This window comes from Microbulbifer yueqingensis (assembly GCF_900100355.1).
In the GTDB taxonomy this organism is placed as follows: Bacteria; Pseudomonadota; Gammaproteobacteria; order Pseudomonadales; family Cellvibrionaceae; genus Microbulbifer; species Microbulbifer yueqingensis.
The window spans coordinates 196264-209421 of record NZ_FNFH01000001.1; the positions used below are offsets into that span (position 1 = coordinate 196264).

At 60.8% G+C, this 13158-nt stretch carries 13 protein-coding genes and 1 riboswitch; of the genes, 3 read left to right on the forward strand and 10 right to left on the reverse strand.

Annotated features, from left to right (window positions below; all coding sequences use genetic code 11):
• Window positions 1–61 precede the first annotated feature (61 nt).
• Window positions 62–943 (forward strand): LysR family transcriptional regulator, encoded by an 882-nt coding sequence (locus BLT26_RS00845; RefSeq protein WP_091506657.1) that lies wholly within the window; start codon window positions 62–64, stop codon window positions 941–943.
• A gap of 39 nt (window positions 944–982) precedes the next feature.
• Here BLT26_RS00845 and BLT26_RS00850 read toward each other — a convergent pair whose 3' ends face one another.
• The 9 genes from BLT26_RS00850 to thiC all read right to left on the reverse strand — a co-directional run bounded on the left by BLT26_RS00850 (window position 983) and on the right by thiC (window position 9889).
• A complete protein-coding gene (locus BLT26_RS00850) occupies window positions 983–1942 on the reverse strand; it encodes a hypothetical protein (RefSeq protein WP_091506661.1) in 960 nt (319 codons plus the stop codon).
• Window positions 1942–2280: a PadR family transcriptional regulator gene (locus tag BLT26_RS00855; RefSeq protein WP_091508653.1), complete on the reverse strand. Its 339-nt coding sequence runs from the start codon at window positions 2278–2280 to the stop codon at window positions 1942–1944. Before BLT26_RS00855 ends, BLT26_RS00850 begins: the two co-directional genes overlap by 1 nt.
• 278 nt (window positions 2281–2558) lie before the next feature.
• Window positions 2559–3032: a Dps family protein gene (locus BLT26_RS00860; RefSeq protein ID WP_091506664.1), complete on the reverse strand. Its 474-nt coding sequence runs from the start codon at window positions 3030–3032 to the stop codon at window positions 2559–2561.
• A 476-nt stretch (window positions 3033–3508) separates the two neighbouring features.
• Window positions 3509–3928 (reverse strand): c-type cytochrome, encoded by a 420-nt coding sequence (locus tag BLT26_RS00865; protein ID WP_091506667.1) that lies wholly within the window; start codon window positions 3926–3928, stop codon window positions 3509–3511.
• A gap of 241 nt (window positions 3929–4169) precedes the next feature.
• Entirely contained in the window at window positions 4170–5699 is a 1530-nt protein-coding gene (thiE, locus tag BLT26_RS00870; RefSeq protein WP_245720537.1) for a thiamine phosphate synthase, read from the reverse strand.
• 121 nt (window positions 5700–5820) lie between these two features.
• Window positions 5821–6627 carry a thiazole synthase gene (locus tag BLT26_RS00875; RefSeq protein ID WP_091506675.1) on the reverse strand — a complete coding sequence of 269 codons (807 nt, stop codon included), beginning with the start codon at window positions 6625–6627 and terminating at the stop codon, window positions 5821–5823.
• A 23-nt stretch (window positions 6628–6650) separates the two neighbouring features.
• Window positions 6651–6854 (reverse strand): sulfur carrier protein ThiS, encoded by a 204-nt coding sequence (gene thiS, locus BLT26_RS00880; protein WP_091506678.1) that lies wholly within the window; start codon window positions 6852–6854, stop codon window positions 6651–6653.
• A gap of 2 nt (window positions 6855–6856) precedes the next feature.
• The gene (thiO, locus tag BLT26_RS00885; protein WP_245720538.1) at window positions 6857–7933 is read right to left on the reverse strand and encodes a glycine oxidase ThiO; all 1077 of its coding nucleotides are present in this window, start codon (window positions 7931–7933) and stop codon (window positions 6857–6859) included.
• A 30-nt stretch (window positions 7934–7963) separates the two neighbouring features.
• Window positions 7964–9889, reverse strand: coding sequence for a phosphomethylpyrimidine synthase ThiC (gene thiC, locus BLT26_RS00890; RefSeq protein ID WP_091506686.1), 1926 nt, complete (start codon window positions 9887–9889; stop codon window positions 7964–7966).
• Window positions 9890–10038: 149 nt separating this feature from the next.
• A riboswitch (TPP riboswitch) is annotated at window positions 10039–10137 on the reverse strand.
• Between the two features lie 263 nt (window positions 10138–10400).
• On the opposite strand from thiC, the gene BLT26_RS16150 reads away from it, so the two are divergent.
• Both BLT26_RS16150 and BLT26_RS00900 read left to right on the forward strand, forming a co-directional pair.
• Window positions 10401–10967 carry a hypothetical protein gene (locus BLT26_RS16150; protein WP_139169344.1) on the forward strand — a complete coding sequence of 189 codons (567 nt, stop codon included), beginning with the start codon at window positions 10401–10403 and terminating at the stop codon, window positions 10965–10967.
• A 116-nt stretch (window positions 10968–11083) separates the two neighbouring features.
• Complete coding sequence (locus BLT26_RS00900; protein WP_091506694.1) at window positions 11084–11629, forward strand: hypothetical protein; 546 nt, start codon at window positions 11084–11086, stop codon at window positions 11627–11629.
• Between the two features lie 156 nt (window positions 11630–11785).
• On the opposite strand, the gene safD is transcribed toward BLT26_RS00900, so the two are convergent.
• Window positions 11786–13153, reverse strand: coding sequence for a sulfoacetaldehyde dehydrogenase SafD (safD, locus tag BLT26_RS00905; protein WP_091506697.1), 1368 nt, complete (start codon window positions 13151–13153; stop codon window positions 11786–11788).
• Window positions 13154–13158 lie beyond the last annotated feature (5 nt).

The window sequence follows — 13158 nt, forward strand, 5'->3', positions numbered from 1 at the left end:
AAGTTTAAGCTTGTTAAGCTTTTCTTAACTAAAACATGACCAGATATCGGCATTCAGTTTCATGAACCCAACACTCAAGCAGCTGCGGGCCTTTGCCGCCGTTGCCAGGACGCGGAGCCTGGCGGAGGCCAGTGCCCGGCTGCATATCTCCCAGCCGGCCCTGTCGGTGGCCATCAGGAACCTCGAGGAGTCCCTGGGGGGCGCGCTATTCAGTCGGGACAGTCGCCAGCTGGCACTCACCCCCGAAGGCAGGGAGTTCCTCGGCCGGGCGGAACAGCTCCTTAATAACTGGGACCACTCCATGGAGGCCATGCAGCAACGCTTCCGCCTGGAGCAGGGCCAACTGAACCTGGCCGTGATCCCAGCCTTCGCCCTCAACCGGCTGCCGGGGCTGCTGGCGGAGTTCCACAGCCGGCACCCATCCATCAATATCGTGATCGAGGATATCGTAATGGAGCGGGTACAGCGGGCGGTACAGGAGGGCCGGGCGGAAATTGGCATCACTTTCCGCCCCGCTGACCTGGGCGGGCTCGAGTTCCAGGGCTTCGCCAGAGACCGCTTTATCGCTGTGGTACCTGCCGCCCACCCCCTGGCCGGGAAAAGTGCGGTGACCTGGCGGGAACTGGCCGGGGAGCCGTTTATCGCCATGAACCGGGGCTCGGCGGTCAGGCGCTGGACCGACGGGGCGATGGCGGAGATCGGCTATAGCGGCAGGCTATTGTGCGAGGCCAACCAGCTCAGCACCATCGGCCAGCTGGTGGCGACCGGCATGGGAATCAGTGTGGTACCCGAGCTGTGCCGCCCGCAGATGCGCGACTACGGCCTCCCCTGCCTGGCCCTGCAGGCACCGGACATTGAGCAGGAAGTCGGTGTCCTGCTGCGCAGCCACGGTGCCCTGTCAGCACCGGCCAGGGCGCTGTTGCAGCTGGTCACCGCGCCCTGACCACATTCACCCGCGTAGCGCCTGGTACCAGAGGGCCACTCAGCCCTGAAAGTGCCGGGTAGCGCCAACCGTCTGACGATAGCGCCACAGGTTCTGCAGCAACCCCCAGCCGGTTCCCAGGATGGCAGCGATTACGGCAAGCTGCCAGTAAGCCTGGGGCATTTCCCAGAAATATTCGCCAGCACCACCCCACTGCACTGTGAGCACCTCATCCAGGTAATAAAGCCGCCCGAGAAGAAATAACCACAACAGGCGGATCGCGCTCTCCACAACCAGTTTTGCCCGGGTCCAGAATGGCAGGAAAAGCTTGTCCAGTGCCATCAGCAGGCTCAGGGCAATTACGCCATTCAGCCACGGGAGCAATGCATGCAGGCCGGAGGATACCGTGACCTCCATACCCCCAAAGCCGGTCGCGGGGAACAGGTCGTTTAACCAACCCGCCACCAGGACCATGGCCACCAGTTCCACGGCGCTGTCAAAAGAGCTGATACGCTGGCCTGCCGCGGCCACTCTCGGCAAATTCCGCGGCTCCCACTTGCCGAATACATCGCGGAAACTGAGGCTTTCACCAGCCAGGAAAAAGCCCAATGTCACCAGTGCAAAACTCTGGAGGCCGGCATTGATACTGCCCGCCAGCCAGGCCAGAGCGGCATCCAGGAATTGCGGCTGCGGTTGATTGAGCACCCCCATCACTGCCGCCACGCCATTACCGATAATGACAGCCAGGAAAACCCACTTCAGGACCTGCATGTATAACGGCAGCAGCGCCTCGCTCACCAGAGCCTTGCGCGGCCGGTAGCCCGCAGCCACTTCCATCGGGTGGCCGTTCCGCTTGAGCAGTTCCGCCACCTCAGACTCCGTGGCCTCGCGGCCGAGGGTGTCACTCAATTCATCACACTGGTCCAGCAGGCCCGAATACAGTTCATTGCCGATATCGTCGCGCTCATCACCCGGCAGGTAAATTTTGACGTTGTCCACATACCGCTGCAGTAATTCCATTACCAAGTCTCTCCAAGTTTATCGATCGTACGGTTCAGTTTTCGCCACTCGGCAGTCATCAACTCCAGCGCAGTCCTGCCATCTTCTGCGATCACATAAAAGCGTCGCTTGCGCCCATCGTGGACCTGCCAGGTGCTGCTGAGCAGCCCCTGGTCCTCAAGTCGCCGAAGCAGCGGGTAAAGCGTGCCCTCATCTATTTCCAGACCGATAGTGGCAAGTCGCTTGCGCAGGGAATAACCGTAATGCGGCTGGTCCAGCGCCCTGAGCACCGCCAGCACCAGCATCCCCCGCCGCATTTCCATCGCCAGTTTGTTGAGCCGTTCCGCCCCAAGCGTCATATCGTTTTCCGCATACTGTGCCATACACAGCATATACTGTGCGTCACACAGCAATAGATTGCAAGACCGTATTTCGGGAGCAGCTAACGAAAGTGGCGCAGGTTAAGTCTCGGGTGAGGGGTACTGGCGAACGCAATCGGGGGGGAAGGAGGGGGGACGAACCCGGTGGAGCGGCGCCTGCCAGGCGGCAGGCGCCACGGCTCAGCGCATCCGGGCTTGCTGTGCGGGGAGGACGCGAGAAACCATGCTCTCTACAAGAACGCCCTCCCCCGGGGGCTTTACTTCTTGCTGGTGGCGCGCAGCATCCAGGCGGTTTTCTCGTGCACGCTCATACGGTCGGAAACCAGTGCCACGGTGGATTCATCGTCCGCAGCCTGCGCCGCTTTCAATACGTCGCGGCAGGTCTTCACCACCTGCTCATGACCCTGGGTGAGGATTTCCACCATTTTCTCCGCGGCAGGAATTGAAGTCTCCTCCTTGATGGAGCTGAGCTCGGCGAACGCCTTGTAAGTTCCCGGCGCCTCCACGTCGAGGGTGCGGATGCGCTCGGCGATGTCATCCACTGCCTCAGCCAGTTCCTGATAATGCTCCTCGAACATCAGGTGCAGTTCCCGGAACAATGGCCCGGTGACGTTCCAGTGGAAATTGTGTGTCTGCAGGTAAAGCGTATAGCTGTCGGCCAGAAGGCGCTTCAGGCCGTCGGCAACTTTTTCACGATCCTGTTCGTTAATGCCGATATCAATCTTGGTCATACTCCACCTCTTTGTTGCTGTTTCTTAAAAACTTCCTGAAAGCCGGAAGACTCAGTCAACCTCTTGGGAAACCATCCTAACGCCATCGGGGAGAAATAAAAATTTATATAAGGAATAGCACCGATAAACAAAAGCTATCTCATGTCCCCGTGACAGTATGGCAAGCTTAGCCGCGATCGGGAGCACTGGAGCCGCAGAACCCGATCACAAAGCCCCTTCTGCCCAACGGGGCTTTCTTCGCCCGGGGAACCCCTTGATCCAGGACCGTACCGAAGGCAAGCGGCGACTGGCTCCGTGTTCAGCGCACCGGCAGACAGGCAAAAGAGCGGATAGAGCAAATAACAAGGGAGCCGAAAGCTCGGGGATCATCGGCTTAATGAACAGACCTGGCGTCTCTCATGCTCCCTGCGAAGATGCGTGCCCAGCGCTCGCAAGCCTGTTTCCACCGCTTCCCTGCCCTGTCGCTGGCGGGTGCTTCAGTCACCGCCGGTAGTAACAGGTGTTTCATCCGGGAGGGCCGCGCCCGCCATATAGCGAATCAGCCCGGCGAATTCCTCTTCGGTACAGTCAAAGCACAGCCCTTTCGGAGGCATGGCCTTGTAGCCGTTCATGGCGTTGTCTACCAGCACTTCCAGGCCTTTGGCGGCCCGGGGTTCCCACGCGGCCACATCACCGGTTCGCGGGGCACCAGTTACCCCCGGCCCGTGACAGCTGTGACAGCTGCGCAGGTAGGTTTCATGGAGTTTCCCGTCGACCTGTTCCGTAGCGGCGATGCCGGTTTCGGGAGCCGCGGTTTCGGCGGCCGTGGTCTCGGGAGTCTCGCCCCTGGGTTCGCGCTCGGCGGCGCATGCCGTCAGCAGGAGGATCGCTGCCAGAGTGGTGAGTGATGCTTTCATTATTTTTCTGCCCGTAATTCTTCTGTCAGTGAGCCCTGGGTCTGTCGGCAGCGAAGTGCCGCATCTGTCGCACATAGTGCATATGACTCGCCTTGTGAATACTCATTATTACCCCGCGAGTCGGGCGATCGCAACTCCGCGCCTGGGGCTGGGACTGGCAAAAGTGGTACGCGGGAGAGAGCTGCTGGCCGGGCCCGGCATGCCGACGCAGGTGCTTTTTCCGGGAAGCCGCCGCGACGCTTCAGTGGTCGCAGATGGACTGCAGCTTTGCTACCGCGCCCCGGTAATCCGCAGCCCCGGTGATGGCACTGACAACGGCTACGCTGCCCACCCCGGTGGCAACCACCGCCGGCGCACGCTCGACAGAAATACCGCCGATCGCCACCAGCGGGAAGTACGGTAGCAGTGCGGCCATACGCGCCAGCTTGTCGATCCCCTGCAACTGGCCACGCATATCCTTGGTGCCAGTGGCGAATATCGCCCCGATAGCCAGGTAACTGGGACGGTAGCGCCAGGCCCGCAGCAGCTCATAAAAGCCGTGGGTACTGATACCCAGTTTCAGCCCGGCGGACTTGATTGCCTTCAGGTCGGCTGAGCGCAGGTCTTCCTGCCCCAGGTGCACACCATAGGCACCGCACTCGATCGCCAGGCGCCAGTGATCGTTGATAAAGAGGCGCAGCTTGTATTGCCGGCCAATGGCCACGGCGCGCTCTACCCGCGTGCGCAGGTCGGTGCCCGCGTCCTTGATCCGCAGCTGCAGGGTTTTCACTCCCTCGGCTGCGAGTCTCTCCAGCCACTCGACGGAATCCACCACGGGGTAAAGCCCCAGCTCATTGGTATCGGTATCGGGAAAATCGCAGGCAAAAAGGCTGTTGCCATCGGCATCAAAGTAATCGTAATGCCGGGCGTGTTCCTCCTGCGGTAGCAGAACCCTGGGAAAATCCTGTAATTCGTCCGGCCAACCACAATGCCCCACGGGTCCGGGCCCGGCGCCGATAGAGTCACCCTGCCCGAGGCGCAGGCCGCGCTGTACGTAGGCCTTGGCCACCACGCAGGCGTCGCGCAGCGGGTAGCCCAGTGCAGTGAAGGCGGCGATCGCCGATGACAGGGTGCAGCCGGTACCGTGGGTATTCTCGCTGTCCACCCTGTCGCCGATAAACCAGTCGCCGCGCACGCCATCCCAGAGCAGGTCGGCAATTTCGCCGGGATTGATTTCACTGTGGCCTCCGGTGACGAGTAGCGCGCGACAACCGCTGGTGTGCAACAGTTGCGCCGCGTTCTGGATTTGGGTCGCGCAGCCGACCGGCGCTCGCGCAAGCCATTCCAGTTCGTGCAGGTTGGGAGTCACCAGGTCGCACAGGGGAAACAGTTCCCGCAATACCAGCTCACCGATACCGTCCTCAGTCAGGGTGTCGCCGCTGCTGGCCACTGCCACCGGGTCGTAGATTACCGGCACCGAGCGGATGGCTTTCAGCCGATGCAGGAATTCTGTCACTGCCAGCACCTGTTCACTATTGGCCAGCAGGCCGATTTTAATTGCGTCGGGCAGCAGGTCCCGCTGCAGGGCATTCAGCTGGTCGATGAGCACCTCCACCGGCACCGCATTGATGGACGCCACCCCGGTGGTGTTCTGGGCCGTGTTCGCGGTAATTGCAGTGCAGCCGTGGCAGCCCAGATCGGCGAAAGTTAGCAGGTCTGCCTGGATACCCGCACCGCCGCCAGAGTCACTGCCGGCAATGGTCCAGACGATGGGTCTTCTTGGCTGTTGCATAGACATCTTTTACTGGTGATTCAGAGCACGAAAAAATAATTCCGTGCATGCGGTCGTCATAATTCCCGGTTGCTCTCACTCGGCAGGGAAAGCCCGTGCTTACCGAGCAGCGGGCCAAGTTTCATTCCTGCGTTAACGGATCCGCCTGGTGCCAGAAAGGCATATCCAGGGTCGGCGTGCTTGGGCTGGCGGTCTGCTGGCGCACCATCAGGCCGGCCTGGTAGGCACTGCGCCCGGCGTCAATGGCGAGGCGGAAGGCGCGGGCCATGGCCACCGGGTCGTGCGCCTTCGCCACTGCCGTGTTGAGCAGCACGGCGTCAAAGCCCATTTCCATTGCCTCCGCCGCCTGCGACGGCGCGCCGATCCCCGCATCGATTATTAACGGCACCTGCGGCAGCCGTGTGCGCAGGGTTTCGAGGCTGTACTTGTTGAGCAGGCCCTGGCCAGTGCCGATGGGTGCGCCCCAGGGCATCAGCACCTCGCAGCCGGCGTCGAGCAGGCGCTGGCAGAGTACCAGGTCGTCGGTGCAATAGGGCAAGACCCTGAACCCACGCTTCACCAGTTCTGCCGCCGCCTCCACCAGCCCGAACGGGTCCGGCTGCAGGTTGTAATCGTCACCGATGACCTCGAGCTTGAGCCAGTCGGTGCGAAAAATCTCGCGGGACATTTCCGCCAGGTTAACCGCCTCCCTGGCGGTTTTGCAGCCAGCGGTGTTGGGCAGCAGCTGGCAGCCCGACTGCCGGATCAGGTCCCACACCAGGTTACCCTCATGCTGCGCCGGATTCTGCCGGCGTAGGGACAGGGTGACAATTTCCGCTCCCGACACGGCAATCGATTCGCTCATGATGGCCGGTGAGGGATAAAGGGCGGTACCGATCAGGAACCGGCTGGAAAACTCGCGGCCGTAGATTTTCAGCTTGTCTTGCATCTGGATTTCCTCAAAATTCCCCGTCAGCCACCCACGACCGGCGCAACTACATCCACCTCGTCGCCCGGGCGGATTTCTGTGTGCGCATAGTCTGCCCGGGGCACGAATTCGCCGTTGACTGCCACCGCGAAACCATCCCCTTTGTAACCTGCCTGCTCCAACAGGGCAGCCAGGCTCGGCCTGCCTTGCAGGGAATGTCGCTCTGCGTTGATGGTTATTTCACTCATTGCTATTCCGTTGTTACTTCGGTTACCAAACCCGCCGCTTCTGCCACACGCCGAACCAGTGCCGGGCCGCAGAGGTAGCCGTGGCGGTACAGCCCGTTAGCCTGCACCAGCCCCTCGACAATCCTGACAAAGGGGAGATTGTCCGGGGTCGCCGGGCGCAGGTTGACACTGGTCTCGACAATACGGGACTCGGCGAATGCCGGGTGCAACGCATAAAGCGCCGACGATAATTCCATGGTGGAGCGCAGGCTGATCGGAGACAGGTCCTCACTCTCGATTTCCGTAGCGCCAATGACCGTGGTGCCGTCGGGCTTTGGCACGGCGTATAGCTTGTAACGCGGGTGCATGAGGCGGACCGGTCGCTGGAAGCTGACCTCGGATGTTTCCACCACCATCACCTCGCCACGAACGCCGCGCAGGTTTCTGGCCTGCGCCTTGGCGCCCATGCCGCGGCAGTCGATAACCAGGTCAAAGGTCCGCCGCTCGCCACCCTTGTGCAGGACCACCGCGTGGGGCTCGCAATCCACCGCAGTCTCATCCACCAGCCCTACTCCCAGCCGCCGCAGCTCGTCGAGCAATACGCCGAGCAGGCGACGGTTGTCGAGGTCTGCCTCGTTGCGCAGGTAGACTCCCCGGGAGAAGTGCTGCAGGTCGGGCTCCAGCGCAGAGACACCCGCTGCGTCGAGTGGGGTCATCTCCTTTGTCGCCGCACTCCCCAGGGTACGCTGCAGGTCCCGCTGGAACTGGTCCAGCTGCGCCGCATCGCACTGGTGCGCCACTACCATGCTGCCATTGCGGCGAAAGTGCAGTGGCTGCCCGCTGGCGCGCTCGAGAACATCTATCCACCGGGGCCACAGTTGCAGGCTTTCCAGTCCCATACGGTACACTTCGTAGGGACTATGGATCAGCTCGGTCAGTGGCGAAATCATTCCCGCGGCGGTCCAGCAGGCACCCGCGGGGCGGGCCAGCGACCCGGCCTCGAAAAGGGTGACCTCTGCTCCGGCCAGCACCAACCGCCAAGCGCTCAGGCGTCCCAGGAGCCCTCCGCCGGCAATGGCGATGCGCATTGCTGTGCTCAAAATGCTTTTCTCCCGGCGAGATGCCCGCCTTTAGCCCTTGTGGTAAATCTCGCTGCCCATATCCTTGAACTTGAGCGCCATTTCCTCCATGCCCTGCGCCGCCCTCTGCCTCTCGTTTTCAAGTTTTCTGGAATAATCGCGCACGTCCTGGGTGATTTTCATGGAGCAGAACTTGGGACCGCACATGGAACAGAAATGGGCCACCTTGCCGGATTCTTTTGGCAGGGTCTCGTCGTGATAGCTGCGCGCGCGCTCCGGGTCCAGGCCCAGGTTGAACTGGTCTTCCCAGCGGAATTCGAACCGCGCTTTCGAAAGTGCATCGTCGCGCTGCTGCGCGCGCGGGTGCCCCTTGGCCAGGTCGGCGGCATGGGCCGCGATCTTGTAGGCCATCAGCCCCTCCTTCACATCCTCCTTGTTGGGCAGGCCCAGGTGTTCCTTGGGAGTGACGTAGCAGAGCATGGCGCAGCCATAGGTACCGATCAGCGCGGCGCCGATACCCGAGGTGATATGGTCGTAACCCGGCGCGATGTCCGTGGTCAGCGGGCCGAGTGTGTAGAAGGGTGCCCCGTGGCAGTGCTTCAGCTGCTCGTCCATGTTTTCCCGGATCTTGTGGATGGCCACGTGGCCGGGTCCCTCGATCATGGTCTGGACGTCGTGGCGCCAGGCCACCTCGGTCAGCTCGCCCAGGGTGCGCAGCTCGCCGAACTGGGCCTCGTCGTTGGCATCGGCGATGCAGCCCGGCCGCAGGCCATCGCCCAAGCTGAAGCTCACATCGTAGGCCTTCATGATCTCGCAGATTTCCTCGAAGTGGGTGTAGAGGAAATTCTCCCGGTGGTGGGCCAGGCACCACTTGGCCATGATGGAGCCGCCGCGGGAAACGATGCCGGTCAACCGCTCTGCGGTGAGTGGCACGTAGCGCAGCAGCACCCCGGCGTGGATGGTGAAATAGTCCACGCCCTGCTCGGCCTGCTCAATTAGCGTGTCCCGGAATACTTCCCAGTTGAGGTCCTCGGCGATACCGTCCACTTTTTCCAGCGCCTGGTAGATGGGCACGGTGCCGATGGGCACCGGGGAATTGCGCAGGATCCACTCGCGGGTCTCGTGGATATTCTGCCCGGTGGACAGGTCCATCACCGTGTCCGCGCCCCACTTCGTAGACCACACCAGCTTTTCCACCTCTTCTTCGATTGACGAGGTCACGGCGGAGTTGCCGATATTGGCGTTTACCTTGCACAGGAAATTGCGGCCGATGATCATCGGCTCGAGTTCCGGGTGATTGATATTGGCAGGAATGATCGCCCGTCCCTCCGCTACCTCGCGGCGCACGAATTCGGGGGTGATCTGCTCGGGAATATGAATACCGTCCCGCGCTTTCTGGTAGTCGGATTCTGCCAGGGCCTCTGCGGCCGCGGCGCGGCCCATATTCTCGCGCAGCGCGATAAATTCCATCTCCGGGGTGATGATGCCCCGCCGGGCGTAGTGCATCTGGGTCACGTTACAGCCCAGCCTCGCGCGGCGCGGCGACGGCAGCTCTTCAAAGCGGATATGATCCAGCCCCTGGTCAGCCATGCGTTTCTGGCTGTAGGCCGCCTGGCGGGTGGTCAGCGCCTCTGTATCCCCCCGGGCCTCGATCCACCCTTGGCGCAGCCTCGGCAGGCCGTTGCGCACATTTGGGTAATAGTCCGGATCCGAGTAGGGGCCGGCGGTGTCGTAGACACGCAATGGTGCATTGGGCTCCAGTACCGGGTTGTCTTCATCCCCCCCCACCACACTGTCACCCAGGCAGATTTCCCGCACTCCGACGCGGATGTCGTCAGTCTCACCTGCGAGGTAAATCTTGCGGGAATTCGGAAAGGACTGGGCGGTAAGGCTGTCGAGGAATGCTTTTGCGGATTCTCGGCTTGCAGCGCGAGATTTGCGGCTGGATTCGGCGGGTGTATCGGTGACCTGAGACATGCTGACCCCTTGTTTTGCGCACAATAAGCATAACCTTGTGCGGAAAATGACGCCGTAGCGCCCGGGGAAAGCTTCAGCAGGAGAAAGCGTCGCGCGATGTTTTTTAATGTGGCGGGTTCCGGTAATGAACACCCTACCCGCGCAACGCAGCGACTTCAGATCTTGTTCCCTACGCGGGGGTTACCCCGATCAGGTTCAACGGATCTCGCAAAAGCGATCTCAGCCCACAGGCACTCCGACAAGTGATCCGGGAGTATAGACTAAGTGTCTCGGATCAGACAAGGCAGCGGGGAACTGCCGCCTACCGGCCACGCCCACGCCACGAAGGCGATCACGCTCAATTACACGCCGAAACTTATCTCCAGAGCGACCTCCGGCGAAAATCTCGGCTAGACTCCCGCCATCCCGCAGGGCCTGGCTGTTGGCGCCCTGAAGCAAGGGACCCGGGGCCAGTCCACGCGGCCCTTCCTGCCAGGACTTGGCCCACCTGGCTACAGCGGGTAACGATTAAATGAATAAAATTTTCAGCTGTCTCGCGTTACTGGGCTTTATCACATCTTTTTCACCCTTAACGGCATCGGATAACGGTTTCCTCGTGATCGACTCGATCCTGTCACCCCAGACCGCAAGACAACCCACCTGGATTGCCCTGAGGCGATATGCCCCACCGGCTTATCAGGAAGGGGACTATCCGAAGGCAAACTGCACGCCATTTTGCATTCATGTGCCAGTGGGAACCGTTATCACCTCTGTTCCGACTGGCAGGTATTCGGTGGATCATATCGACTTCCGCAAAAGCAAGTCGATGAAGAGAGACAGCTTGCAGGTATTAAATGGCGACAATATCGCATTCGAAGTCGGCGCGGAGCATGTCACGGTTCTCGGCCTGATTCATATCGAGAGAGTAACAAGCGGAAAAAATAAAATCGCGATCACCCAGCCACAAATATTGCTCCAATGGGCGTGTGACGAGGGCGAGGATATCTTCGACCGTCACCAGGCACATCTCGTCGACGGCCGCTTCAGTTTCCAGACCATCAAAATACAGTGCAGTGATACTTATGGCATGGCCGAATAAATTGAAAAAGTTCGGACTTAAACTCCGGAGAGTGTCATGGGGGCATGACATTCCCTCATTACCGAGCAGGTAAAAATTCCAATAGAACCCTGCCACCGGGAGGACAAGGAAAAACCATGCAAAAAATAACCAGCCTCCTGGCTTCAACAATAATGACAGTCATCATTTCCGCACCAGCGTGGTCAGATGATGGATATCTGGTAATCGATACACTTTTGGAGCCACATTCCAAACGAGAACCAAAATGGATCTCCCTCAAGCGTTGCAATACTCGAACCTGCGTGCCTTATGGTGGACACTACACTTTTGTGGAGGCAGGCGAAGTCATCGCGGAAATCCCCCCGGGTAAATATATCGTGGCTCAAATCGGCTTCCAGAATAATAAATTTGGACGAGGCGTTGTAGTCACTGGCACCGAATTACTGGCGTTCGAGGTTCTCGAAGCGCATATTACTGTCTTCGGCCTTATTTACCTGACAGAGTCTTCACGTCACCGCAACGAATACCAAATCGAGATCTACCAACCAGAAATCCTGCTTCAGTGGGCCTGCGATGAAAATAGCGAGTTGTTTGACATCGCGCCCGTCCACATGGTGACCGGACCGCTCACTTTCGAGACGGTCAGGATACGGTGCGAGGGTCGCTCCGGCCCGCCCGATTGACTCGCGATAAGATCGCCCGCCCCAGGGATATAGTTAAAAGGATCCGCGATTGGTCCCGTCATCCCGTAAGTCGATCCGACAGCAGCGCAAGAGGCATTTCTGCCAGTTCAGGCCCATTCGCGCAACAATGCCCGATACCAAGCCACCGAGCTTTCCTTAAATAACCAGCGTTTTCTGGAAGCTCATCTCACGGATGGCGTAGCGCACACCCTCGCGCCCCACGCCGCTCTCCTTCACGCCCCCGAACGGGAAGTGCTCGGCGCGGAATCCCGGCCCGTCATTGACCGCCAGCAGCCCCACGTCGAGCCGGTTGAACAGGCTCCTGGCGAGCGACAGGTCACGGGTGAAGACCCCGGCCTGCAGCCCAAACGGGGAGTCATTGGCGAGGGTCACCAGTTCATCCACCGTATCGAACGGACGCAGGGGAATGACCGGGCCAAATGTCTCGTCGGCCACCAGCGGGGCGTCATCGGGAACATCTTCGATCACCGTGGGCCACAGGATATTGCCCTCGCGGCGGTGGCCAGACAGGACGCGGGCGCCGCGCGCCACGGCGTCCGCGATGCGGCCGTGCACCTCGTCCGCAGCCGCAGTGTGGATCAGGGGGCCGACAAAGGTCTCTTCATCCATCGGGTCGCCCACCTTGAGAGACGTGGTGGCATCGAGCAGCCTGGCCGTGAAGGCCTCGTACACACCGCGCTGGACAAACACCCGTTTGGCCGCCGTGCAGCGCTGGCCGGCGGTTGCAAACCGCTGGTTGATGGCGGCATGCACGGCCCCTTCCAGGTCCCCGTCCTCCATTACGATCAACGGGTCGTTGCCCCCCAGCTCGAACAACAGCTTCTTGTACCCCGCCGCCGCGGCGATGGCATTGGCTGCGGCGGTGCCGCCGGTAAAGTTGATTGCGTGTACCTGCGGGTGAGCCACCGCGTGGCTGGTTGCGGGTATATCGGGAATCAGCATCTGCAGTACGCCCGGGTCCATGCCGGCGCGATAGCAGAGGTCGACCAGGAATTCCGCCGAGCGCTTGTTCTGGGGGCCAGGCTTGAAGAGGATGGTGTTACCGGCCGCGAATGCCGGCCCGATCTTGTGGACGGCGATATTGACCGGGAAATTGAATGGCGTAATACACATCACAGTGCCCAGCGGCTTCCACAACACCACGCCGATGCGTTCGCGCTGCGGCGGGTAGGCATCGGAGTCCAGCGCCTCACCGGTGATTGCGCGGGCCTCCATGGCACTGGCGAGCGCGGTATTGCAGGCGCGCTCGATCTCGACCCGGCTGTCGCTGATGGTCTTGCCGGTCTCTGCGGTAATCAGGCGTGCCAGGTGATCGGCATGTTCCCGCAACAGGCCCGACAGCCGCATGAGAATATCGGAGCGCTGCCAGGCCGGCATGGCGGCCTGCACCGCGCGACCTTCCACCAGGCGGTCGATGGCACAGTCCACCGCTTCACGACCGGCGAAATCGTATTCCTCGATAAGGTCGCCACCGAAGGGATTGATAATCTGGTAATCAGCCATCGCTG

Excerpts from the sequence above, each read along its gene's own strand:
- thiE (WP_245720537.1), bottom strand. The coding sequence starts at position 5,699 with ATGCAACAGCCAAGAAGACCCATCGTCTGGACCATTGCCGGCAGTGAC.
- thiC (WP_091506686.1), bottom strand. The coding sequence starts at position 9,889 with ATGTCTCAGGTCACCGATACACCCGCCGAATCCAGCCGCAAATCTCGC.
- thiS (WP_091506678.1), bottom strand. The coding sequence starts at position 6,854 with ATGAGTGAAATAACCATCAACGCAGAGCGACATTCCCTGCAAGGCAGG.
- BLT26_RS00875 (WP_091506675.1), bottom strand. The coding sequence starts at position 6,627 with ATGCAAGACAAGCTGAAAATCTACGGCCGCGAGTTTTCCAGCCGGTTC.
- BLT26_RS00845 (WP_091506657.1), top strand. The coding sequence starts at position 62 with ATGAACCCAACACTCAAGCAGCTGCGGGCCTTTGCCGCCGTTGCCAGG.
- BLT26_RS00855 (WP_091508653.1), bottom strand. The coding sequence starts at position 2,280 with ATGACGCTTGGGGCGGAACGGCTCAACAAACTGGCGATGGAAATGCGG.
- safD (WP_091506697.1), bottom strand. The coding sequence starts at position 13,153 with ATGGCTGATTACCAGATTATCAATCCCTTCGGTGGCGACCTTATCGAG.
- BLT26_RS00860 (WP_091506664.1), bottom strand. The coding sequence starts at position 3,032 with ATGACCAAGATTGATATCGGCATTAACGAACAGGATCGTGAAAAAGTT.
- BLT26_RS16150 (WP_139169344.1), top strand. The coding sequence starts at position 10,401 with ATGAATAAAATTTTCAGCTGTCTCGCGTTACTGGGCTTTATCACATCT.
- BLT26_RS00850 (WP_091506661.1), bottom strand. The coding sequence starts at position 1,942 with ATGGAATTACTGCAGCGGTATGTGGACAACGTCAAAATTTACCTGCCG.
- BLT26_RS00865 (WP_091506667.1), bottom strand. The coding sequence starts at position 3,928 with ATGAAAGCATCACTCACCACTCTGGCAGCGATCCTCCTGCTGACGGCA.
- BLT26_RS00900 (WP_091506694.1), top strand. The coding sequence starts at position 11,084 with ATGCAAAAAATAACCAGCCTCCTGGCTTCAACAATAATGACAGTCATC.